The sequence below is a fragment of the Runella sp. MFBS21 genome, assembly GCF_029433105.1.
Lineage (GTDB): Bacteria > Bacteroidota > Bacteroidia > Cytophagales > Spirosomataceae > Runella.
Genome location: NZ_JARNTW010000004.1, coordinates 588,573 through 610,830, shown reverse-complemented (window position 1 = coordinate 610,830; position 22,258 = coordinate 588,573). Strand labels below are relative to the sequence as shown.

Here is a 22,258-nt window from a genome sequence, read left to right as displayed (position 1 = left end):
CAAAAACCTCTCCGATGAATCATTAACACCTCAATAAAAATCTAAAAGCGAGAAGAATGTGTAATTTTGCTTTTGATTAGCCGCTCATTGCATGAAGTTTCCTCAAAAACATTTAGCCATTCTTGGCTCGACAGGCTCGATTGGAACCCAAGCCCTCGACGTAGTCGCTGCCAACCCAGACTCTTTTGCGGTAGAAATACTCACCGCCCAAAACAACGCCGACTTGCTCATCCAACAGGCCGCACAGTTTCGCCCCAATGTAGTCGTGATTGCCAATGAAAGTCTGTATGATAAAGTTTTCGATGCCCTCGACCCACTCGGTATCCAAGTCTATGCGGGAGATAAGGCCATTGCTGATGTGGTACAGATGGACAGCATCGATACTGTTTTGACTTCTATGGTGGGGTATTCGGGCTTGATCCCGACCGTCAAAGCCATCGAAGCAGGCAAGCAGATTGCCCTTGCCAACAAAGAAACACTGGTCGTAGCGGGTGAACTGGTGACGGCTCTAGCTCATCAAAAAGGCGTAAGTATTTATCCCGTTGATTCGGAGCATTCGGCTATTTTTCAGTGTATTGTGGGAGAATTTCACAACCCAATTGAGAAAATCCTCTTGACGGCTTCAGGGGGACCTTTCCGTGGGAAAACCCGTGACGAGCTTCTGCACGTCACCAAAGCCCAAGCCCTCAAGCACCCCAACTGGAGCATGGGTGCCAAAATCACCATCGATTCGGCTTCGCTCATGAACAAAGGGCTGGAAGTAATCGAAGCCAAATGGCTTTTTGGACTCAAGGCTGAGCAAATTGAAGTGGTGGTACATCCTCAAAGCATTATTCATTCGATGGTGCAGTTTGAAGACGGTAGCATCAAAGCGCAAATGGGCCTGCCCGATATGCGATTGCCGATTCAGTTTGCCCTCACTTACCCGCATCGTCTCAAAGCCGACTTCCCAAGGTTCGATTTTATGCAATATCCTTCGTTGACTTTTGAGCAACCTGATTTAAAAACTTTTCGTAACTTGCAATTTGCCTTTGATGCGCTTGACCGAGGCGGCAATATGGCCTGTATCGTCAACGCCGCCAACGAAATAGCCGTGGCCGCTTTTTTGCGCGACGAAGTAGGCTTCCTCGAAATGTCGGACCTTATCGAAACTTGTATGCAAAAGGTAACGTTTATTGAGAAGCCAACTCTCGACGACTATATTGAAACCGATGCCGAGACACGCAAAGTAGCCGAAGAATGGGTCAACGTACATTCCTAAAATAATGATGCAAACGCCAGTATTGATAAAAATGGGGGATTTGATGACTGATGATGAGTTTTTTACTTTTTGTCAGATGAATGATACCCTTGATTTTGAACGAGATAGCAATCGCAATATTATATTTATGTCACCTACTGGTTCACAAACCGGCATTGTCAATCTCATTATTGGCAGTAAACTTTTTAGCTGGAATGAGACCCACCTCTTCCCTGGCTATTGCTTTGATTCATCGACTGGATTTTTGATGCCCAACGACGCCGTTAGGTCACCCGATGCGGCTTGGATTCAAAAACACCGCTGGGAAGCACTCGCTAATGAAGAAAAAGAAAAATTCGCGCCGATTTGCCCTGATTTTGTCGTAGAAGTACGTTCTAAAACCGATTCTTTGAAATATTTGCAAGAAAAAATGGCCGAATACATCGCCAATGGTTGCCAATTGGGATGGCTCATCGACCGTTTGGAAGAAAAAGTATACATCTATCGTCCCCAAAAAGAGCTAATCGTAGTGGAGTCATTTGACCAACAATTGAGCGGGGAAGATATTTTGCCAGAGTTTGTGTTTGATCTCAAATTGATTCAATAATTAGCATGCCACAAGTCCTTCATATCCCCCAAATGGATACCCTAAACGACGAAGAGTTTTTCGCTTTTTGTGAGGCTAATCGTGGCAATGGGATGAATTTTGAGCGGGATAAAAATGGACAAATTATATTTATGTCGCCCACTGGAAGTATTGGAGGCCACAATGACGGTGAAATATTCGTTGAAATAAAACTTTGGAATCGTCAACAAAAATCTGGGGTTGTATTTCCTTCTTCAACAGGTTTTATCTTACCCGATAGCTCGATTAAATCGCCTGATGTAGCATGGGTTAGTCGCAAACGGTGGGAGCAAATACCGAGTGAACTACGTAAGAAATTTGCCCCAATATGCCCTGATTTTGTAATAGAGGTTATTTCAGAATCAGATACTTGGGACGAACACATCCGTAAAATGCAAGAATGGCTCGTCAATGGCTGCAAACTTGGGTGGCTCATCGACCCCAGCCAAAAAACATATATGATTTTTAGGGCTGATGATACCAATCCTTCCAAAATGCCGTTTGGAATTATCAATGGCGGTGATGTGTTAGAAGGATTAGAGATTGATTTACGAACTGTTTTTGAAGATATTAGCTAAATAGTAACCAACAAAGAATTTAATAAACACATAAAAACGCAGAATGGAAATTTTAGTAATGGTAGGACAGTTGATTTTAGGGCTGTCGATTTTAGTAGGATTACATGAATGGGGGCACCTCATCACCGCCAAGATGTTTGGAATGAGGGTCGAAAAATATTTTATTGGCTTTCCACCCAAGATATGGTCTATTCAAAAAGGCGAAACCGAATATGGCGTAGGAGCAATACCACTAGGGGGGTTTGTGAAAATCTCTGGCATGGTGGACGAATCACTCGATACCAAAAACCTAAGTGCTGAACCTCAACCCTGGGAGTTTCGTGCCAAACCCGCTTGGCAACGCCTTATCGTAATGCTTGGGGGAATTATTGTCAATGTCATCACGGGGGTCATTATCTTTATAGCAATTACTTACTCAGAAGGATACGACTATTTTGCTACCAAAGATGTCAATAAATACGGAATCGTGGCACACTCGCTTGGCAAAGAAATGGGGCTTCGTACGGGTGACAAAATCGTGGCTATCAACGGGAAGCCTTTCGACGATTTTGCCGAAGTGCGTAAAGTATTTCTTGAAACCAACAGCTACTATACCGTAGAGCGTAACGGTCAACGACTAGACATATACGTACCCAACAACTTCATTGAAAAAATCAGTGATAAGAAAAATGCGGGTGAGTTTATCGACCCTATTTTTCCTTTTAAAGTAGGAGAGCTCGTTCCTGCGATGCCAGCTCAAAAAGCTGGATTGAAGAAGGGCGACAAGATTGTGAAAGTCAATGAAACTCCTATTGTTTTTTATCATAATATTCAGGAAGCATTGAGCCAAAACAAAGGCAAAAAGGCTACCTTGACCGTAGAACGTGCGGGTCAGACCTTGACTTTACCTGTAGATGTTACCCCCGAAGGTACTATCGGATTTGTTGCCGACAAAGACCTCAAAGTCACTCACATAGACTACTCATTGGGCGAGTCGGTCGCAGTAGGTACCAAGCGCGCCTTTAGTGTAGTAACCGACAATATTCGCGGATTTGGGAAAATCTTCCGTGGCGAAGTATCCGCTTCTAAAGCATTGAGTGGGCCCATCGGTATCGCACAGATGTTTGGGGGAATTTGGGATTGGGGTCGTTTCTGGTTCCTGACAGGCTTGCTTTCAATGGTATTGGCTTTTATGAATATTTTACCAATTCCAGCCCTCGACGGTGGCCACTCGGTACTGTTGATTTATGAAATGGTGACCGGTCACAAGCCTTCCGATAGTTTTTTGGAAGGAGCTCAAAAAGTAGGTATGGTGATTTTGTTGGGATTGATGGTATTTGCCTTTGGCAACGATATTTTCAAACTCTTCCGTTAACAATCTTCAATAATGCGTCTGTTAGTCTTAAATTTGAAAAATATCCCTTCAAACCTCTCCAAGCTTGGAGGGGTATTTTTCGTTTTATTGAGCTTGTTTGCTTTTCACGCTCATGATTTTCATACGAGTATTGCACGAGTAGATTATAACGCCAAAGAAAAATCGTTTGAAATAAGTATTCGGGTATTTACGGACGACCTCGAAAAAGCCCTCTCAAAAGACAATGGTGGACAAAAATTTGTGGTCATCAACAACGATAAAAACGACCCCTTCATCGAAAAGTATATCCGCAAGCACTTTGCACTTCTGGCTGCTAACAAGCAGAAAAAAAACTATAATTATATAGGCAAAGAACAAGAAGCTGATGCTACCTGGATATACATTGAGATTCCTACGCAAGAAACTATTTCGGGATTAGCAATTCAAAACTCCATCATGCACGACCTCTTTGACGATCAAATCAACCTCGTCAATCTCAACTACCAAGGCCAAAAGAAGTCTTATATTTTCAAAAAAGACCAAGCAACATTGGCCTTAGGGATTTAATCATACCAAAGGTACGTTTGTAAAACGATTATAGTTTAGGATTTTATGTAAAAAACTCCTACCTTTGCACCCCAAATTTTTTACTTTTTCAATTACTTAAAAGTTCAGTATCATGCCAAAGGTTAAAACCAATTCAGGTGCCAAAAAGCGTTTTAAAATGACTGGCACTGGTAAAATCAAGCGTAAACACGCTTTTCACAGCCATATTCTTACCAAAAAATCAACTAAACGTAAGCGCAACCTCGTTGGCTTTACAGTAGTTGACGATACGAATATGGACCGCATCAAATTGATGCTCAAAATCTAAGTTGTTTGTTAATCGTTATCTGAGTCTTACGACCGATAGCCACTAACTCATAACTACTAACAACAGTGCGCAAGCACAGGTTACATTGTTTCACCCGATTGTTGGTAATACAAGTGCTTTTAAGCCACCAACTGTCAAAAAACTAACAAAACTATGCCACGTTCAGTAAATCACGTAGCTTCGCGGGCTCGCCGCAAAAAAATCTTAAAGTTGGCCAAAGGTTATTATGGCCGTCGTAAAAACGTTTGGACAGTAGCAAAAAATGCCGTTGAGCGTGGTCTCGCTTACGCATATACTGGCCGTAAACAAAAGAAAAGAAATTTCCGCGCATTGTGGATTCAACGTATCAACGCTGCTGCTCGCCAAGAAGGATTGTCTTATTCGGCATTGATGGGCAAAGTACACGCAGCTGGTATCGAATTGAACCGTAAAGTGCTCGCCGACCTTGCAATGAATCACCCTGAGGCATTTAAGGCGGTTGTCGAAAAAGTAAAATAATTTGGAAAAAGCGAGGCGCAAGTCTCGCTTTTTTTTGCTTTATATTTTGAATAGCTTTATCCAAAAATTTGGAACATTCCTGATTTTTTTGGAGTTTTGTAAACATGAAGCACACTTTTCGCAAATATTTCACCATTTTCATGGCCCTCGTACTGCTTACGGCTAGTACAGGCTTTGGTGTAATAGAGCATCACTGCCTGATGCGTGGAAAGTCTTTGCATTTGGCCGCGGTCAATCAGCATCCTAGTGATTCATGTCAACACGATACTAAGAAAGCGCCAGTATCTGCCAAGGCAGCAATTCAAAAGCAAGATTGTTGCGACGAGGTTCGAAGCTACGAAAATGTAGAAGTCACTTCCTCGATTATACAATGGATAGCCAAATTCCTGCAAATTGTGACAGATGCAGTCATTGGTGCGCTTGTAGCGGTATTCCAAGCCCTTACAGAGGTGCTATTTCCTTCGGCTAGTTCCACTTTAGCCTCTTCTTTCTCTTCTATTTTTCACGGACGAAGTTTACTTGTGTTCGTACAGTCATTTCTGATTTAGAAACAACATTGAGCTATTTCTCCTAAGTGCACGACTTAGGGGCTTTTGGTGTTTATCTATCTCACTAACAATGACGTAACAATGTCTACCTTATTTCATATAAAAAACATGGTCTGCGACCGCTGCAAACACGTGGTCAAAACCTCCTTTGAGAAAGTGGGTGCACAAGTTACCCGTGTAGCACTCGGCGAAATCGAAACAAGTTTGCCCCTTTCTACCAGTCAACTCAATAGTGTAAATGAGACTTTAGAGTCATTTGGCTTTGAGATACTTGACGATAAAGCAAGCCGTACCGTAGAAAAAATCAAAACGCTCCTTCTCCAACTTTTTCAAAATCAGTCGATTGTATCTCCCAAAATCAACTACTCCGATTACCTTTCTGAGGCACTCCACCGCGATTATAGCGGATTGAGCAGTTTGTTTTCATCTCAAGAAGGAATAACGATTGAGCAGTACATCATTCGCCAAAAAATCGAGCGAGTCAAAGAACTACTCATGTACGACGAGCAAAGTCTGAGCCAAATCGCCGATACTCTCCAATACAGCAGTGCGGCGCATCTATCGACTCAGTTTAAGAAAGTGACGGGGCTTACCCCTAGTCAATATAAACAATCGGCTGTGAATCAACGTCAATCGTTGGATTTGGTTTCAAAAAACATATAAAAACCATCCAAAATTGTATAAGAGTTTTGACTTAGCACCCCGATACCTTTGTATCGAACAAAAACAACTCACGCAATGGAAACATTAATCAAAAATAAATACCAAGTATCAGGCATGACTTGCGAAGCCTGTGAATATAAAGTAAAAACCGTGTTGGCGGGAATAGAAGGTGTACAAAACGTGGATATTGACCTTAAAACGGGAGAAACAACGATTGAGTCAGAGCGTAAAATTCCCATTACCGAGCTAAAAACAGCTCTAAAGCCCCATTCAAAATACCAGATTGAGCGTAGCTTTCCACTCACGCAAGCACCCAATGCTCCTACTCCAGTAGTTCAGACTCCTGTCGTGGAAGAAGCTGCGCCTTCTATTTGGAGTACTTATTACCCTCTTTTCTTGATTGCGTCGTTTATTACATTGGTTGCTTTCCTCACGGCTTTCGACAATCACACCTTTACGCTTGATTCGTTTCGCCTGAATGCCTTTTTACACAATTTCATGACGGGCTTCTTTTTGGTATTTAGCTTCTTTAAACTACTCAATCTCAAAGACTTTGCGGATAGTTTTGCGATGTATGATTTGCTGGCAGCCCGCTCACGCTTTTATGCTTTGGCTTATCCCTTTATTGAATTAGGGCTAGGTATTGCGTGTTTGGTACATTTTCAGCCTCAACTTACCTACATCGCCGACATTGCTATCATGGGTTTTGGTGCGCTAGGAGTGGTCAAAAGTGTTTTAGACAAACGTAAGATTCGGTGTGCTTGTTTGGGGGCTGTATTCAATCTACCTATGAGTACAGTTACTATTATCGAAAATTCAATCATGGTTGCCATAGGAGCTATTTTGCTGATTTTAAACTAGATACCTACAGCCATGAAAACGTTATTGTTGATATTTGTTTTTTTTACTGGACCTTTTTTGCTCCTAGCACAGCGAGTAACAGGAACGGTATATGAGCGCACTGAGGCAGGTGTAAAATCTCCTTTAGTAGGCGTCAATGTTTTTTGGGCTGAGACTTCCTTAGGAACAGCTACTGATAGTTTAGGGAAATTTGATATTCCACGTTCGGCCAAATCCAACCGTTTGGTAATAAGTTATATTGGTTTCAAAACAGACACTTTAAAAGTATCGTCAGAAAGCAATTTTGAGATTGTGATGAAAGCCGAAGGACACCTCGGCGAAGTAGTTGTACGGGGTTCCTCTTCCCAAATAGACCGTTTGAATCCTATCCATACCGAAATCATCACCACCAAAGCCCTCGCCAAAGCCGCTTGTTGTAATTTGTCGGAGAGTTTTGAAACCAATGCCTCTGTATCGGTTAGCTATAGCGATGCCGTAACGGGAGCCAAACAAATTCAGTTTTTGGGATTGGGAGGGCAGTACGTTCAAACCAACGTCGAAAATGTCCCAACGATTCGGGGCTTGGCTTCTACTTTTGGGCTTAATTACATCCCTGGTACGTGGATTCAGTCGATTGATGTGGCCAAAGGCGCAGGCTCAGTGGTAAATGGTTATGAAAGCCTAACGGGTGCCATAAATGTGGAACTTGTGAAACCTGATGCCCGCGAAAAACTCTATTTTAATGCGTATGTCAACCATTTAGGAAGGGGAGAAATCAATTTCAATCTTAATCAAAAACTCTCCGACAAATGGTCAACGGGCTTTTTGACCCACGCCAGCACCCTTCAAAACCGCGTTGACAACAACGGGGATGGATTTATGGATTTGCCACTTTATACGCAGTTCAACGGCGTGAATCGTTGGCAATACAAAAGTGATAAAATCATGGCTCAGTTTGGCATCAAAGCTTTGACCGAAAATCGCATTGGAGGACAGACGAGCTTTAACCCTTCTGAACATCGAGCAACAACCAAATTGTATGGTTTTGGGAATCAAACCAATCGTATTGAGCTTTTTTCAAAAACCGCCAAACTCTACCAAGACAAGCCTTATAAAGGTCTAGGATTAGTGCTCAATGCCTCGATGCACAATACAGATTCGTATTTTGGTTTTACTAACTATTATGGTCGTCAGCGAACATTATACGGCAATTTGATTTATCAATCTATCATCAACAATACCAATCATCAGTTCAAAACGGGGATTAGTTATCTCCTTGATGATTACCGCGAAACGTACAAAGATAGTTTGATGACGCGTACCGAATCAGTGCCAGGTGCATTTTTTGAATACACTTACAATCACCTTGATAAGCTTACCCTAGTAGCGGGACTACGCGCTGATTATCACAATTTGTTCGGAGCATTTGTAACACCGCGCTTGCATTTACGTTGGCAACCTCTCGAACATACTACTTTGCGACTCTCGGCAGGGAGAGGCCAACGTACCCCCAACGCTTTTGCCGAATATTATGGCTATCTAGTAAGTGGGCGCAAAGTGAGCTTTTGGGGGAATCGCATTCAGCCGGAAGTTTCTTGGAACTATGGTGTCAGCCTTACCCAAACTTTTCATTGGTTTGAAAAACACTGGGATTTGGTAATAGATTATTACCGCACAGATTTCCGAAATCAACTCATTGCAGATACAGATTATGCTACTCAACTAGCCTCGTATTTGTATTTTTATAACCTACAAGGGAAGTCCTATTCAAATAGTTTTCAGATTGAACTCAACACCTTACTTTCAAAACGTACGGAAGTCAAACTTGCCTATCGTCTGTTTGATGTATGGCAAACAATGGGACAGCCTTTTGGGCATGTCACCCTCCAACAACGGATGATGGTTCCACGCGACCGAGTGTTGTTTAATATCGGCTATGCGCTTCCCTATGATAAATGGAAACTGGACCTGACAGTACAATGGAACGGCAAAGCTCGTATCACCAATCCCCTACAATCACTAGAAGCTACCCTTGATGGTAAGCATAATATGCCTACTTTGTTTTCACAATCATTTATGAACATTAACGCACAAGCTTCCCGCGCTTTCAAGAAGTTTGAAGTGTATTTGGGAGGAGAAAATTTAGCCAATTTTAAACAACCTAACCCTATCATCAACGCACAAGACCCTTTTGGCAAGTATTTTGATGCAGGACAAACATGGGGCCCCGTGGTAGGACGTGTCATTTATGCAGGTATCCGCATCAAAGTAAAAGATTAATTCAAAACTTTAAGTAATTGAGCAAAAATAGACTTTCCAAGTTTATACCTATAAAAATTTGAAAATCAATGGATTAAAAACTTGGAAAGTCTAAAATTTTAAACTTTAATAATCAACACTTTTTATTTATTAACCAACAAACCATTCAACACAATGAAACAATTGACATTCATTTTTGCCTTAATACTCGGAGTAGTATTTAGCACTGTTGCCAATAAACCTGGTAAAGAAAAGGAGGTAAAAATCAAAACATCGGCGGTATGTGAGATGTGTAAAGAACGCATTGAGAAGAACCTAACTTTGAGCAAAGGTATCAACGAAGCTATCTTGAATTTGGACGATAAAATCGTGACAGTTAAATATAACCCAAGCAAAACAAACGAAGCTGCAATCCGTAAGGTGATTACGGATACAGGCTATGATGCTGATAATCTCCAATGCAATCAAACTGCTCACGACAAATTACCTGAATGTTGCCAAAAAGGCAATGAGTCTCATGCTCACTAAGGCTTGAAATAGAAGCACTTAGATATAAATAAAAATTCCTCCAAGATTTTACAACTTGGAGGAATTTTTATTTCAAAAAGGCATTTTTACTGTGCTTTCACAATATCGGCTTGGTCTAATTGCCAGTTGTTATTAAAAAAGCCAGCCATCTTTACACCCGCTGTTCCTTCTTTTAACATACTTGTTCCAAATATAAAATAGTCAGGGAACCCACTTCCACCCGTAAAGTATTGATTTGATTCGGTGGCCAACATACCCGCCAATCCAGAGCCTGTAATTACGGCCACTGAAGCCACAGGGCTATCGGGACGAGGATAGGTAAAATACGCTCCTATGTTATCTCCTGTAAGTGTTTCGGTTCCTACTTTGAGACTACCTCTTTGTACTTGAATAGGGCTTTGGCTTAACAAAGACGCCCAAGCGCTGTTGGTAGTCGCATTCCCAAAGATTACTACCCCACGGTCGGCATAGGCCGCAGCCGAAAATTCTTTATCGGAAACAACATCTACCGCGCCGTTGCCGCGATAATACCACGTCTCGGCATCATAACGCGCCTTGTTGTAGGCCCATTCGTTTTCTTCTTTGGTACCCGTAGTTCCGTACACAAATACCATTCGGTGGTTGAAAGCCGCTTTGAATGTACCATTACGATGTGAGCCTTTATGCGCAACTGACGGTTTTTCAGAAGAAGTCCATTTTTCTGTTTTGGTAAAATACAAAGGAGTATCTCCTAACACACAACCGCTGCATACTTCGGTACCATCCAAACTTAGTCTAAATGCCGTTCCTTTGGGAAACGCACCGGGAAGTACCATAAAAGTCTGGACGTTTTCGGTAGTGACTACAATACTTTTAGTGGCGACATTTCGCTTAGCTTGGATACGACTATAATTGAGCGGTTTTTGTTGTTGCTCAATCCCTGCCCAATGATAATTCGACGAAATAGCGGGATTGGCAGTAGTAAAATCTATCACATCCAAATCCTCCACTTTAGGGCTGCGATGCCACTTAAAGAAATCAAACAAAGGATCCCAGTCTACGCTATGGTCTCCGTACCAATGCGACCCGTTGGGGTATTCATAATAAGAGAAATCATTGTGAAAAGCACCGAGCGTATTTCTCATCGTGCGGGCATATTCGACCGATACTGTGCGGTCAGCATCTCCGTGTAAAATGTACACTCCACTGGCTTTATAGTTACGGGCTAGTTCCATCACATTGCTTTGATTGCTAGCACGGAGCAACATTTGTTCTATTTTGTTGGTACTATTTTCGGGGATTTTGCCATCGGCAGAGCCATAGCCCATCAAGGTAGGATAACCCGCACAAGGAGCAATACCTGCCCATTTGCCTGGATAAGTTGCCCCCAAATACCAAGTTCCATGCCCCCCCATTGAGTGTCCTGTAAGATATATCTTCTGGGGATGAGGTTTGAATTTATTTTTACCAATTTCGAGCACTTCCAACGCATCCAAACGTCCCCAATCTTCCCAATTGAATCCCCGTGGGCGGCGGTTGGTAGGCGCAATCAGAGTCCCCCAATCTTTGGGCTTGTATGCTCTAGCTTGGCCAATCGCCTCTACACCCGCCCCATGCACCGACAAAAATAAAGACGCAGTATCGGTATGACCGCCTTTTTGTGGAGCTACCCCATAGTACTGTACACTTCCATCGATAGCACTCACAAAAGTCCCACTATAATGATCGCTGTTGTTTACGGCTTGCAGCGTGATTATTTTTTGATCTACGTTTTTACCATTTTGTAGCAATGTAAGCTCACAGGCAATTTCTCCTTTTTGAGAAACGGCACTGGCATCCATCTGAAACCCTACTTTGCGGGAATTGAAAGCACTAATAGAAGGCACATTAGTAATTACCTCTTTGCCCTGAATCGTAGCCTTGATTTGGAGATTGGTAAGGGGCTTGTCGGTAAAATTAAATAGCACAATGCCCCCCAAAAGCGGCTGAGTCTTTTCTTGCAATACTATATAAGGCAGCGTAATATCAGGGGTACTCAAAAGGATATTTTTTTCAGGAAAAATCAATTCTGCCGTTACACCTTGAAAGCGCCCGCCCATTCCTACACGCACTAAGATTTCGTTGAGTCCTTTTTTGAGTTTTACAGGGCTATACATATATCCATAGCGATTGGCATCGCCTCCGCGTGGTACACCATTGAGATACAACCCTGCTTGTCCGGCTACATGCAGCAATGCTACTTTTTCTTTGGGGGAGTTGTAAGTCAGATAAAGATAACCATTGCTCATTGCGGAGCTTCTAAATCTTTTAGAAGTATCTGCCACCACTTTTTGCCATTTGAGTTCTTGTCCTTTGGCATCAGTCAAGGCGGTTTTTCCCTCGGCAGGAGTTACAAAAGTTTTTTGAATAATTTGATACGTAATTTGGTCAGTGTATATCGCTTCTCGTCCGTATTGATGACATGGCCCCACTACTAGCCCCTCAGTGAAGGCATAATTGTCCTGAGCAAGGCTATTTGTCACAAATACAAGCCACAGAAAGCAGCAGATATAAAGATTTTTTTTCATAAGGAGTGGAATTATTAATTTTTTTTAAAATATCAACAAATATAAGATTTTTGTTGATATAAACCCTATTTCTCACTTTTTATCTTAGACTAAGTCGAAAAAGGCAGAGCATTTTTTCAAAATCCTCTGCCTTTTTGTCACTATTTACCGTATTTGAAGTATTACTTTAAAATATAATTAGGTATTATCGATAAATACCCCTACCTTTAGAATCTAATATTTTAAAGAAAGCATAATGCAAGAAGGTACAGTAAAGTTTTTTAATGACACCAAAGGATTTGGTTTTATTACACCATCAAATGGTGGTCAGGACATTTTCGTTCACGTCACTGGTCTTACAGAAGATATTCGTGAAAACGACAATGTGTCTTTTGACGTTGAAAATGGAAAAAAAGGTTTAAATGCTGTTAACGTGAAAGTTATCTAATTTTACCCATAAAAGTCATTTTGTGCAAAGAGTCATTTCCAATGTTGGAAATGACTCTTTGCTTTTGAAGCCTATTAGATGTCGCAAAACGCCTTGAGCAAAACATCAAAGCCGCTTAAAAGCGGCTTTGATAAAAATGTTTAGTATTTATTAACTACCTAGAAGTGCTCTATCATCCATTAAGAGTTACTCAGTCACTAAAGCTTGGACTTTAGTCTCATTGTCTTTTTTCTCTTTTTTAGGTTTTGAATCCTCTTTGTCTTTTTTTACCTTGGAGGTTGCTTTTTTTGCTTTCTCAGCTTCTTTCAGCGCTTTTTTAGCCGCAGCTTTTGCTTCTTCCTCTTGGGCTTTGGTCTCTTTCTTTTTGATTTTAGCAATCTTCTTTGCCAATTTTAAGGATGCTTTATGGATAGCTTTAGCGGTTTTCTTAGAGGTATTTTCACTCGCTACCGCAGCTACAATTTTCTGAGCTACTTCCTCTAGGTTTTTGTTTTTCTCTGATTTCATTGTGATTATGTACTTGGTAATTGTTAGAATAAAAAAATCTACAAATACATAACTAAAAAAATGAAAAAACAAAAATATCGTATTATGTAAATGTTAAGTTTTAGAGTATCATACCCGTATTCTTTCTTCCCTAACCCAAAGCTACATCTAAAATCATCATGACTACAAACCCGCCAATAAATCCAAGCACTGCTACATCGGTGTATTTGTCTCGTTGGGTTTCGGGGATTACTTCTTCTACTACTACGTATATCATTGCGCCTGCCGCAAATGCCAACGCAAACGGCAGCACAGGCTGCATATAAATCACTGCTATGGCTCCCAATACACCGGCTATCGGCTCTACAATCGCCGACAACTGGCCATACCAAAAACTCTTCCAGCGGCTTACGCCATTACGTCTAAGTGGCATAGCCACTGCAAAACCTTCAGGAAAATTTTGAATACCAATACCAATCGCTAGAGTAATAGCTGCTGGCATCATTTCGTCACCTGCTCCAATAGCTGCCGCTCCAAACAATACTCCTACTGCAAGACCTTCGGGGATGTTGTGCAATGTAATCGCCAAAAGCAACAATGTAGTTCGATGCCATTGAGTCTTCATGCCTTCTCTCTCATTATCTCCGAAGTTGATGTGTAAGTGCGGGGTAAATTTGTCGAGGAAATAAATGAACAACGAACCCAACAAAAAACCCACCGCAGCTGGCATCCAAGGCATGGTCGGAAATAGTTTTTCGGCTTGCTCTATGCTGGGTGCTAAAAGAGACCAAAAACTAGCGGCGACCATTACACCGCCCGTAAACCCTAACATGGCATCTAATATGCTCCTAGGCATATTTTTAAAGAAAAAAACCAAAGACGCCCCAAGTGCGGTCACAAGCCACGTAAACGTAGTAGCAATAAGAGCCGAATATACGGGGCCTATTTCTCTAAATGTATTTTCTAATTCTTGCATCCTAATATTGTATTTGCCTGAGAATCTATTCTTTACTTTCTCCCTATTTTAGGGACGCACGCCTATCTTTTGGCTCCAATTTTCGTACAATTGTTCCAACTCTTGCACTTTTTGCGGCATTGCAGAGGCCAAATCATGCAGCTCTGAGCGGTCTTTTTCCATGTCATAAAGTTCCCATTTTTTGACATCTTTCGACCAAACCAATTTCCATTTATCTTGTCTGATTGCTCTACAATCAAAATGCTCCCACGCCACAAACTCATGAGGCGTTCGCTTTTTACCTTGCAAAATAGGAACCAAACTTTTCCCTTCTAATGGTTTGATGATATTTTGTTGATACATGGTCGGATATTGGGCTTTTGCCAACTCCAAACATGTAGGCATAATATCCATAATATGCCCCACTTGATTGGTCTGTAGAGATTTAGGTATGAGCTTAGGAAAATGTACAATCATCGGCGTAGCAATACCTCCCTCATGCGTAAATTGCTTATAAAGCCGAAAGGGAGTATTGCCCAAAGCGGCCCATTCTTTTCCGTATGCAGTGTAAGAGCCTTTATCGCCGGTTGGAGTATGAAGGGAGACTTCATAGGCTGTTTCTCCCAAGTCTTTTTTGGCTCTCCCATCTAGCACTTCTGCGCAAGCGCCATTGTCTGACAGAAATACAATCATGGTATTATCAAACTGACCATTTGCTTTCAATTTCTCTACGATTTTGCCCACTCCTGCATCCATTTTGCTTACCATAGCAGCATAAGTAGCCATTTTCAAATCCCATTCGGCCTGATTGGGAGCTTTATCCCAATCAGGAATTTGAGGCTCTTTGGGCGACAATCCAAAATCTTGGGGAAAAAGTCCCAAAGCACGTTGCTTAGCGTGGCGCTCTTCTCTTAATTTATCCCACCCTTTTAAATATTTACCACGGTATTTTGAGATTTCTTCGGTGGGTGCATGCAAGGGCCAATGCGGGGCGGTATAGGCTACATACAACAAGAAAGGCTGTTGGCCCCGCTGCGCCTGTTCGATATATCCTACGGCTTTATCCGTAATCGCATCTGTCAAATAAAAGTTTTTGGGAATAGAATAAGGCTCATTATTTTCTAAAATAAGGCGATTAGGCAATAATTTATAATAGCTATTGGCTCCGCTAATGAGACCAAAATAGTGGTCAAAACCGCGTTGTAATGGCCAATCGGGGCGTTCTTCTCCTACATGCCATTTACCTGACATAAAAGTCTGATAACCTGCCGTTTTCAAAACCTCAGCGATAGTGACCGTTTGTCTACTCAGCCAGCCTTGATTGGCCTCTTCATGACTGCGGTCTTTGACGGTATTGACCACCATACGTCCCATACCCGCCTGGTGCGGATATACTCCCGTAAGCAAAGAAGCTCGACTTGGGCAGCAGCGAGCAGCATTGTAAAACTGCGTAAACTTGACTCCATTCGCTGCCAAACGGTCGAGGTTAGGCGTTTGGATTTCGGAGCCATAGCATCCTATATCGCTAAAACCCATGTCGTCTACCATGATAATAACAAAATTGGGACGACTTTCTTTTTTTTGCGCTTGCGCTAAGATTGTTATCATTAGCCCACACCATAGCCCTGCTATTGTTTTTTTCATAGCGTAAGGTTTGAGGTTATTCAACCCCTTTTACTTGCATGTCGAGGGTATAAATTGATTCGGAAGCGGTGATAAAAAGCATCTTACGGTCTTTGCCGCCAAAGCAAACATTGCCTACCCAACCTGAAGGCACTGGAATTTGTTCAATTTTTTGGCCGCTTGGGTCATATACAGTTACACCTTTGCCCGTGATATAGAGATTCCCCTGATTGTCGAGGGTCATACCATCAGAGCCTTGAGATACAAAGAGTTGTCGATTGGCAAGACTTCCATCCGCCGTGATTTCGTACTTATAGGTTTTATTGTCACGAATATCCGCTACATATAAGTATTTACCATCGGGCGTCCCTACAATACCGTTGGGTTGCTTGAGGTTGTCGTCCATTACGATAGCTTCTTTTTTACCTTTTGGCAAGTAATACACATTTTGTTTGTCCATTTCAGGCTTTTTACGTTCCCAATAATCGCGCTGATAATAAGGATCGGTAAAATAAATCCCCCCTTTGGCATCAATCCACAAATCATTGGGACCGTTGTGTTTTTTGCCCTGATAATCGCTCAATAACACTGTGATTTTTTTCTTTGGCGAAATCGACCACAGCTCGTTGTTTTGGTCGGCACAAGAAATAATATTTCCTTTTTTGTCAATATAAAGACCATTGGAACGACCCGTTTTATCCATAAAAAGCGACAATTCACCCTCTGTATCGTACTTCCAGATTTTATCGTTGGGTTGGTCAGTAAAATAGATGTTACCTTTTTTGTCAACGGCGGGGCCTTCCGTAAACTTAAATTGCTTAGAAACCTGCTTCAAGGTGGCTCCTTCTGCAATCAGTTTGCTTGTTTGCGAAAACATAACGTGAGAAGATAGTAAAGTAAAATACAAAAAAATTGAAGTTTTGATTGAATAGCGCATAGCCGGTGTTTTTTGGGCATATAAGAACAGACTCGCCTCAATTTACTAATAAAAACGATGTTGCCCAATTCAAAAGAGATTGGCTTTCAATCAAACTTCAAAATGGCATCCTAACGCTGATAAACCCTTACATAATCAATCTCGTACTTAGCGGGAAACTTAGTAGCTGAGGGATCGCCTCCATTGTCACCTCCAATAGCAAGGTTGAGCAGTATATAATGAGGCTGCATAAAAGGATTGATATTGGTACCATCACGATTGACGGTCTGAGCAAGTTCTACAAAATTGAGTAATTCATCGTCTACATACAATCGAATCGCTTTTTCGTCCCAATCCATGCGCCATACATGAAATTTTTTACCCCATCGACGGTCTTCAAAAGTTTCGATTGGCTTTTTGAGGTCTTGCCACACTCCTTTGAAACGGGTCTCGCTACCCCAAGCGATGTTGGCAAGGAGCATTCCTCGATAAAACTCCATGATGTCGATTTCGCCATTGCGTGGCCACTCCCCCTCTACCCCTAAAGTCCAAAAAGCAGGCCAAAGACCTGCTCTTGTATCAATGCGTGCGCGCATTTCAAAACGCCCATATTTCCAACTATGCAAACCTTGGGTTTTGAGACTTGAAGCAGTGTATTCGATGTCTTTCCGATTTTTTTTCCAGTCTTGGCTATTGGGATCGTAATTAGGATTAGACCGAGTCTCGCGGCGGCCTTCTATGATGAGTTTTCCTTTTTTGCAGTAAGCATTGTCAGGCTGATACCACTGAAGTTCGTGATTACGTACAAATCCCTTTTCAAATTTCCAATTGTCGGGATTGGGTTTTCCTTCCACATTAAATTCGTCTGACCATACCAATGACCATCCTAAATATTCGCGTTTGCGCTGAGCATGAAGCGAAAAAGTAAACAACAAACACGCGAAGATAAGGTAGGTTTTAAGAGGCATCAGAATAAACGGGTTGTAATATACATGATATGATTAAAGCAAAAATAGACATTTCTTTAATCAAACAAATAGTTGCCCCGCTTGTACTCTTTTTTATACTCTTCAAAAAATAGGATCTCTGGTAGGCCTGAAGCTAACATTCCCCCTTTAGCAGCCGTAGCCGAAATCTCCACATCGTGGAATGGCTTATAGCCTCACTCAAGCCGTAGCTTCATTCATGGTATAGTCACCTACAAATACCACCGAATACCCACTAAAATCCAATGCTAATAGATGCTTTGTAGCAGCACTGGTAATATCGCGGGTGTATGTCATTTTTTTGAAACATTTTATAAAAAAACACCAAAGCCTGTTTAAATAGGAGGCTTTGGTGCACATTTTGACAATATGTCGTTTTGAGTAAAAAGTACTTACTAATAAGTTACCCAAGTATCTTTGCCCCCTCCTCCTTGCGAAGAGTTTACGACTAGTGAGCCTTTGCGTAAAGCTACTCGCGTCAGCCCCCCCGGAATCACGTTGATATTGTCTCCATAAAGGATATAAGGTCGCAAATCAACATGACGTCCCTCAGCATGGTCATCCACAATACACGGTACCCTAGAAAGAGAAATTACGGGCTGTGCGATATAATTGCGCGGATTTTCTTTGATTTTGGTACGGAAAATTTCGTGTTCTTCTTTGGTAGCTTTGGGCCCAATTAGCATCCCATACCCTCCAGCTTCGTTGGCTTCTTTGATTACCAGATTTTCGACATTTTCTAAAACATATTTCAAGTCGTCGTCTTCTCTACAAATGTAGGTCCTTACATTTGGAATGATGGCTTCTTGGTCGAGATAATACTTAATAATGCGTGGTACGTAGGCATAGATTACTTTATCGTCGGCCACGCCTGTTCCGGGAGCATTGGCAAGGGCTACCCGTCCTTTTTTATAGACATCAAAAATCCCCGGAATCCCAATGAGCGAATGCGGATTAAAAACCTGAGGGTCAAGGAAGGTATCGTCCAAACGACGATAAATCACATCCACAATCTCAAACCCACGAGTGGTACGCATTTTGACATACCCGCCCGACACCACCAAATCGCGCGCATCTACCAATTCTACACCCATTTGCTGAGCCAAATACGAATGTTCAAAATAAGCCGAATTATAGATTCCAGGCGTCAGTACGACAATATTGGGATCGGGGCGGTCTGCAATAAACTTAAGCATATCGTACAAGCGAGCGGGGTAATCAGATACGGGTCTCACGCCAGTGCGGGCCAATACCTCTGGGAAAATCTGCTTTGACAATTCTCTATTTTCGAGCATATAAGATACTCCAGAAGGGCAGCGAAGGTTGTCTTCCAAGACCATAAACGTACCGTCGTCTCCCCTTATCAAATCCGTACCTGTGATATGACACCAAATACCTTTAGGGGGTTTTAAACCTCGACAAGCTTCCAAATAGCACTTAGAAGTTTCTATCAAATCGCGTGGTACGACTCCGTCTTTCAGGATTTTTTGGTCATTATAAATGTCATCAATAAACAGATTGAGCGCCGTAATACGCTGAATAAGACCTTCTTCAAGGCGGTTCCAATCTTCTCCTGCTACCACCCTCGGAATAATATCTAAAGGCATGATACGTTCCGTTCCTTCGCCTTCTGAATATACGTTGAAAGTAATCCCCATGGACATTAAGGCGCGCTCGGCGGTATGTTGTCGGTTCATCAATTCAGTTTGGTTCAACTGTTCGACGCGCTGCTTGAAGACTTCATACCCCGGACGCATCTTCCCGTCAGGAGTAAACATCTCGTCGTAGAAATTTTCGGTGTCGTAATTCTTAAATGAAAATTGCATAATGGCAAAATATCGTAGGTGAGTTATTTGTTTCACCGAACAAGATATGGACAAATTAATAATTTTGCCAAATTTTCTATAACATATTTACAGAATTGCTTTATATATTGTTTTGGTTTCATAAATTATTGGATTATATCGTACTTTGCATCAACTTTTTACGTTTTCAGTTTTGATAATAAATCATATCACTTTTGTGAGAATGGCGCGACATTTGGTTTTGGTTATTATGGGATTGTTGGTAGGCGTATCTAGCCATAGTCAACATTGGTTAGGGCTTTCTTCTAGCAACTATGCGGGCACCAATGCTCTTTATCTTAACCCTGCCCACGCGGCTGATTCTCGACATAAGCTTTATATCAATCTTATTGGGAACGATTTTTTTTTGATAAACAATTACCTGCGATTTGATGCTCCCTATTCTTTTTTAGGCCTTGTTACAAACACCGTTCCCAAAAAATACCGAAGCGAACGGGGACTGATTATATGGCGTGAATCTTACTATGCCGAACGCCTCAATGGCAAACCCAAACACCTGCATACGGGAGGCGACCTCCGGGGGCCTTCTTTTTTATATTCTTTTAAGAACAATCGTTTTGCAATTGGGCTTACATCCAGAGGGCGTTATTATCTCAATATGACCAATGTTTCGGAAGAAACCGCTCGCGTGATTCGATTTGGGACAGATTTAGAAGAATTACAAAAAAAGCCTTTCAATAATCAAACTGCGACGCTTACGACCAACGGCTTTATCGAATTAGGTGCCACTTTTGGAGCAGTTATAGCCGATTATGATGAGCATTTTTTGAAAGTTGGCACTTCTATTAAACGCCTCGTCGGTGTTTATAATGTTCATGCCGACATGAAAAATACCAACTATGAAATACTAGTAGAAAGTCTAACCCCCAACCGCGAATTTATTTTAGCGCCCCGTGTGCAGGCTACCTATGGTTATACTACCGAGGAAGCTTTTTCTAATATCAGTCCAAGTCCTAGCTTTTTGTTTGGCAATAAATCGGCAGGAGGAGGCTGGGGATTTGACATAGGAGCGGTGTATGAATATCGGCCAGATTTTCATAAATTTAAAAGAGGAAAACCCACAGGTGGCCGCGAACCTGACCCCAACAAAAACAAGTATAAATTTCGCATTTCAGCAGCCTTAAATGACATAGGGGCTATTCGCTATAAAAACCTAAACTATGTACGGCAACTCGACGTCGATCAAACTAATGTTACTTTCTCCTATCGTGATTTTAGTAATTTGCAGGGTAGTAATTCGGCCATTACTGCCGTAAACCGAGCACTCAATGTTCGCCCTGCCGACAATCCTCGCGCTTTTACGATAGGGCTGCCCACTGCCGCTAATGTAAGCTTTGACTATCATCATAAAGGCAACTGGTATATCAACGGATTGGTAATCCAGAGCCTTAGAGGTAAAAATAATATTGATATCAAAACTCAGTCTTTAGTGGCCGTGACTCCCCGCTACGAAACCCGGTGGTTTGAAGTAGCCACACCCGTAGCGTTGATTGACAATTATCGTGTTTTTACGGTGGGTCTTGCAGCCCGGATTGGTCCTCTTATATTAGGTACCGATCATTTAGGGGGTATGTTAGATATTGGCAAGCCTCAAGGTTTAGACTTTTATTTTGGTCTCTATGCACCATTTTTTCACCGCAAACCTAAAGACCCCAATAAATGCTGGTATCAACCCCATGAGAAAGGTTTATTCAAAAGAAGAAAATAATGGAAGCTTACGTCACTACGGATATTTCGTCGGAGGGAATCGCCACCATTACATTTTTTCACCCCTCCCAAAACTCCCTGCCTAGTCATATCTTGTCGCTATTGGCAGAGACCATTATACAGCTTAGTCAAAATCCAATTACGAAAATCATCATTCTTCAAAGTGGCGGCGAACGTACTTTTTGCGCGGGTGCGAGTTTTGAAGAATTAGCATCAATCCAAACGCCCGAAGAAGGTACTCATTTTTTTTCGGGTTTTGCGAATGTTATCAACGCTTGCCGTAAAAGCCCTATTTTGATTTTGGGAAGAGTCCAGGGAAAAGCCGTGGGTGGTGGTGTAGGACTAGCCGCTGCTACCGATTATTGTTTTGCCACGCAACATGCCTCTATTCGTTTGAGCGAATTACTCATCGGCATTGGGCCTTTTGTGGTAGGGCCTGCCATTGAACGCAAAATAGGTATCGCAGCATTTACTCAACTTACCCTCAATCCTTCTACTTTTTACTCGGCATCTTGGGCAAAAGAAAAAGGGCTTTTTGCCGAAGTATATGATGATATCCCAACACTCGACGAAGGCATAAGGAACTTCGCTCATCAACTTATTCAATACAATCCCGAAGCTTTAAAAACGCTTAAAAAGGTATTTTGGGAAACCACAGAGCATTGGGATAGTCTCCTGAAAGAAAGGGCTGCAATGAGCGGAACCTTGGTGCTCTCTAGTCATACTCAACAAGCAATCGCAAATTTCAAAAAATAACACCT

General features: G+C 41.9%; 22 protein-coding genes. 15 read left to right on the top strand and 7 right to left on the bottom strand.

Annotated elements, in window-relative coordinates; genetic code table 11:
- Positions 1-91: 91 nt before the first annotated feature.
- The 12 genes from P1X15_RS12850 to P1X15_RS12795 all read left to right on the top strand — a co-directional run bounded on the left by P1X15_RS12850 (position 92) and on the right by P1X15_RS12795 (position 9,986).
- Positions 92-1,261 (top strand): 1-deoxy-D-xylulose-5-phosphate reductoisomerase, encoded by a 1,170-nt coding sequence (locus P1X15_RS12850; RefSeq protein ID WP_277338522.1) that lies wholly within the window; start codon positions 92-94, stop codon positions 1,259-1,261.
- Between the two features lie 4 nt (positions 1,262-1,265).
- Entirely contained in the window at positions 1,266-1,847 is a 582-nt protein-coding gene (locus tag P1X15_RS12845; protein WP_277338521.1) for a Uma2 family endonuclease, read from the top strand.
- A gap of 5 nt (positions 1,848-1,852) precedes the next feature.
- Entirely contained in the window at positions 1,853-2,443 is a 591-nt protein-coding gene (locus P1X15_RS12840) for a Uma2 family endonuclease (RefSeq protein ID WP_277338520.1), read from the top strand.
- 43 nt (positions 2,444-2,486) lie between these two features.
- Positions 2,487-3,797, top strand: a complete 1,311-nt coding sequence (gene rseP, locus P1X15_RS12835) for an RIP metalloprotease RseP (RefSeq protein WP_277338519.1) — start codon at positions 2,487-2,489, stop codon at positions 3,795-3,797.
- A gap of 12 nt (positions 3,798-3,809) precedes the next feature.
- Positions 3,810-4,343, top strand: coding sequence for a DUF6702 family protein (locus tag P1X15_RS12830; RefSeq protein ID WP_277338518.1), 534 nt, complete (start codon positions 3,810-3,812; stop codon positions 4,341-4,343).
- Positions 4,344-4,455: 112 nt separating this feature from the next.
- Positions 4,456-4,650 (top strand): 50S ribosomal protein L35, encoded by a 195-nt coding sequence (gene rpmI, locus P1X15_RS12825; RefSeq protein WP_028668644.1) that lies wholly within the window; start codon positions 4,456-4,458, stop codon positions 4,648-4,650.
- Between the two features lie 153 nt (positions 4,651-4,803).
- The gene (gene rplT, locus P1X15_RS12820; RefSeq protein ID WP_028668645.1) at positions 4,804-5,148 is read left to right on the top strand and encodes a 50S ribosomal protein L20; all 345 of its coding nucleotides are present in this window, start codon (positions 4,804-4,806) and stop codon (positions 5,146-5,148) included.
- Positions 5,149-5,252: 104 nt separating this feature from the next.
- Positions 5,253-5,696: an HYC_CC_PP family protein gene (locus P1X15_RS12815; protein ID WP_277338517.1), complete on the top strand. Its 444-nt coding sequence runs from the start codon at positions 5,253-5,255 to the stop codon at positions 5,694-5,696.
- Positions 5,697-5,777: 81 nt separating this feature from the next.
- Positions 5,778-6,359: an AraC family transcriptional regulator gene (locus P1X15_RS12810; RefSeq protein WP_277338516.1), complete on the top strand. Its 582-nt coding sequence runs from the start codon at positions 5,778-5,780 to the stop codon at positions 6,357-6,359.
- Positions 6,360-6,434: 75 nt separating this feature from the next.
- Positions 6,435-7,220, top strand: coding sequence for a heavy-metal-associated domain-containing protein (locus tag P1X15_RS12805; protein WP_277338515.1), 786 nt, complete (start codon positions 6,435-6,437; stop codon positions 7,218-7,220).
- A 12-nt stretch (positions 7,221-7,232) separates the two neighbouring features.
- A complete protein-coding gene (locus P1X15_RS12800; RefSeq protein WP_277338514.1) occupies positions 7,233-9,479 on the top strand; it encodes a TonB-dependent receptor in 2,247 nt (748 codons plus the stop codon).
- Positions 9,480-9,632: 153 nt separating this feature from the next.
- A complete protein-coding gene (locus tag P1X15_RS12795; protein WP_277338513.1) occupies positions 9,633-9,986 on the top strand; it encodes a heavy-metal-associated domain-containing protein in 354 nt (117 codons plus the stop codon).
- An 86-nt stretch (positions 9,987-10,072) separates the two neighbouring features.
- Here the strand turns inward: P1X15_RS12795 and P1X15_RS12790 are convergent, their stop codons facing one another.
- On the bottom strand, positions 10,073-12,532 hold the full coding sequence (locus tag P1X15_RS12790; protein WP_277338512.1) for an alpha/beta hydrolase-fold protein: 2,460 nt from the start codon (positions 12,530-12,532) through the stop codon (positions 10,073-10,075).
- Positions 12,533-12,767: 235 nt separating this feature from the next.
- Here P1X15_RS12790 and P1X15_RS12785 point away from each other — a divergent pair, with 235 nt between their 5' ends.
- On the top strand, positions 12,768-12,959 hold the full coding sequence (locus P1X15_RS12785; protein WP_277338511.1) for a cold-shock protein: 192 nt from the start codon (positions 12,768-12,770) through the stop codon (positions 12,957-12,959).
- A gap of 186 nt (positions 12,960-13,145) precedes the next feature.
- On the opposite strand, the gene P1X15_RS12780 is transcribed toward P1X15_RS12785, so the two are convergent.
- From P1X15_RS12780 to P1X15_RS12755, 6 genes are all read right to left on the bottom strand, one after another.
- Positions 13,146-13,466, bottom strand: a complete 321-nt coding sequence (locus P1X15_RS12780) for a hypothetical protein (RefSeq protein WP_277338510.1) — start codon at positions 13,464-13,466, stop codon at positions 13,146-13,148.
- A 130-nt stretch (positions 13,467-13,596) separates the two neighbouring features.
- Positions 13,597-14,421 carry a ZIP family metal transporter gene (locus tag P1X15_RS12775; RefSeq protein ID WP_277338509.1) on the bottom strand — a complete coding sequence of 275 codons (825 nt, stop codon included), beginning with the start codon at positions 14,419-14,421 and terminating at the stop codon, positions 13,597-13,599.
- 48 nt (positions 14,422-14,469) lie between these two features.
- Positions 14,470-16,044 carry an arylsulfatase gene (locus P1X15_RS12770; RefSeq protein WP_277338508.1) on the bottom strand — a complete coding sequence of 525 codons (1,575 nt, stop codon included), beginning with the start codon at positions 16,042-16,044 and terminating at the stop codon, positions 14,470-14,472.
- Between the two features lie 16 nt (positions 16,045-16,060).
- A complete protein-coding gene (locus P1X15_RS12765) occupies positions 16,061-16,900 on the bottom strand; it encodes an SMP-30/gluconolactonase/LRE family protein (protein WP_277338507.1) in 840 nt (279 codons plus the stop codon).
- Between the two features lie 170 nt (positions 16,901-17,070).
- The gene (locus P1X15_RS12760; protein ID WP_277338506.1) at positions 17,071-17,907 is read right to left on the bottom strand and encodes a glycoside hydrolase family 16 protein; all 837 of its coding nucleotides are present in this window, start codon (positions 17,905-17,907) and stop codon (positions 17,071-17,073) included.
- Between the two features lie 413 nt (positions 17,908-18,320).
- Positions 18,321-19,751 carry a circularly permuted type 2 ATP-grasp protein gene (locus P1X15_RS12755; protein ID WP_277338546.1) on the bottom strand — a complete coding sequence of 477 codons (1,431 nt, stop codon included), beginning with the start codon at positions 19,749-19,751 and terminating at the stop codon, positions 18,321-18,323.
- A gap of 202 nt (positions 19,752-19,953) precedes the next feature.
- Here P1X15_RS12755 and P1X15_RS12750 point away from each other — a divergent pair, with 202 nt between their 5' ends.
- Positions 19,954-21,498 carry a DUF5723 family protein gene (locus P1X15_RS12750; RefSeq protein ID WP_277338505.1) on the top strand — a complete coding sequence of 515 codons (1,545 nt, stop codon included), beginning with the start codon at positions 19,954-19,956 and terminating at the stop codon, positions 21,496-21,498.
- Positions 21,498-22,253 (top strand): enoyl-CoA hydratase/isomerase family protein, encoded by a 756-nt coding sequence (locus tag P1X15_RS12745; protein WP_277338504.1) that lies wholly within the window; start codon positions 21,498-21,500, stop codon positions 22,251-22,253. The genes P1X15_RS12750 and P1X15_RS12745 overlap by 1 nt, the downstream gene beginning before the upstream one ends.
- Positions 22,254-22,258 lie beyond the last annotated feature (5 nt).

Bases quoted from the DNA above. Each gene is read 5' to 3' on its own strand.
- P1X15_RS12810 (WP_277338516.1), top strand. From the start codon at position 5,778: ATGTCTACCTTATTTCATATAAAAAACATGGTCTGCGACCGCTGCAAA.
- P1X15_RS12845 (WP_277338521.1), top strand. From the start codon at position 1,266: ATGATGCAAACGCCAGTATTGATAAAAATGGGGGATTTGATGACTGAT.
- P1X15_RS12785 (WP_277338511.1), top strand. From the start codon at position 12,768: ATGCAAGAAGGTACAGTAAAGTTTTTTAATGACACCAAAGGATTTGGT.
- P1X15_RS12805 (WP_277338515.1), top strand. From the start codon at position 6,435: ATGGAAACATTAATCAAAAATAAATACCAAGTATCAGGCATGACTTGC.
- P1X15_RS12775 (WP_277338509.1), bottom strand. From the start codon at position 14,421: ATGCAAGAATTAGAAAATACATTTAGAGAAATAGGCCCCGTATATTCG.
- P1X15_RS12790 (WP_277338512.1), bottom strand. From the start codon at position 12,532: ATGAAAAAAAATCTTTATATCTGCTGCTTTCTGTGGCTTGTATTTGTG.
- P1X15_RS12815 (WP_277338517.1), top strand. From the start codon at position 5,253: ATGAAGCACACTTTTCGCAAATATTTCACCATTTTCATGGCCCTCGTA.
- rplT (WP_028668645.1), top strand. From the start codon at position 4,804: ATGCCACGTTCAGTAAATCACGTAGCTTCGCGGGCTCGCCGCAAAAAA.
- rseP (WP_277338519.1), top strand. From the start codon at position 2,487: ATGGAAATTTTAGTAATGGTAGGACAGTTGATTTTAGGGCTGTCGATT.
- P1X15_RS12780 (WP_277338510.1), bottom strand. From the start codon at position 13,466: ATGAAATCAGAGAAAAACAAAAACCTAGAGGAAGTAGCTCAGAAAATT.
- P1X15_RS12760 (WP_277338506.1), bottom strand. From the start codon at position 17,907: ATGCCTCTTAAAACCTACCTTATCTTCGCGTGTTTGTTGTTTACTTTT.
- P1X15_RS12745 (WP_277338504.1), top strand. From the start codon at position 21,498: ATGGAAGCTTACGTCACTACGGATATTTCGTCGGAGGGAATCGCCACC.
- P1X15_RS12765 (WP_277338507.1), bottom strand. From the start codon at position 16,900: ATGTTTTCGCAAACAAGCAAACTGATTGCAGAAGGAGCCACCTTGAAG.
- P1X15_RS12770 (WP_277338508.1), bottom strand. From the start codon at position 16,044: ATGAAAAAAACAATAGCAGGGCTATGGTGTGGGCTAATGATAACAATC.
- P1X15_RS12750 (WP_277338505.1), top strand. From the start codon at position 19,954: ATGGCGCGACATTTGGTTTTGGTTATTATGGGATTGTTGGTAGGCGTA.
- P1X15_RS12800 (WP_277338514.1), top strand. From the start codon at position 7,233: ATGAAAACGTTATTGTTGATATTTGTTTTTTTTACTGGACCTTTTTTG.
- P1X15_RS12755 (WP_277338546.1), bottom strand. From the start codon at position 19,751: ATGCAATTTTCATTTAAGAATTACGACACCGAAAATTTCTACGACGAG.
- P1X15_RS12795 (WP_277338513.1), top strand. From the start codon at position 9,633: ATGAAACAATTGACATTCATTTTTGCCTTAATACTCGGAGTAGTATTT.
- P1X15_RS12830 (WP_277338518.1), top strand. From the start codon at position 3,810: ATGCGTCTGTTAGTCTTAAATTTGAAAAATATCCCTTCAAACCTCTCC.
- rpmI (WP_028668644.1), top strand. From the start codon at position 4,456: ATGCCAAAGGTTAAAACCAATTCAGGTGCCAAAAAGCGTTTTAAAATG.
- P1X15_RS12850 (WP_277338522.1), top strand. From the start codon at position 92: ATGAAGTTTCCTCAAAAACATTTAGCCATTCTTGGCTCGACAGGCTCG.
- P1X15_RS12840 (WP_277338520.1), top strand. From the start codon at position 1,853: ATGCCACAAGTCCTTCATATCCCCCAAATGGATACCCTAAACGACGAA.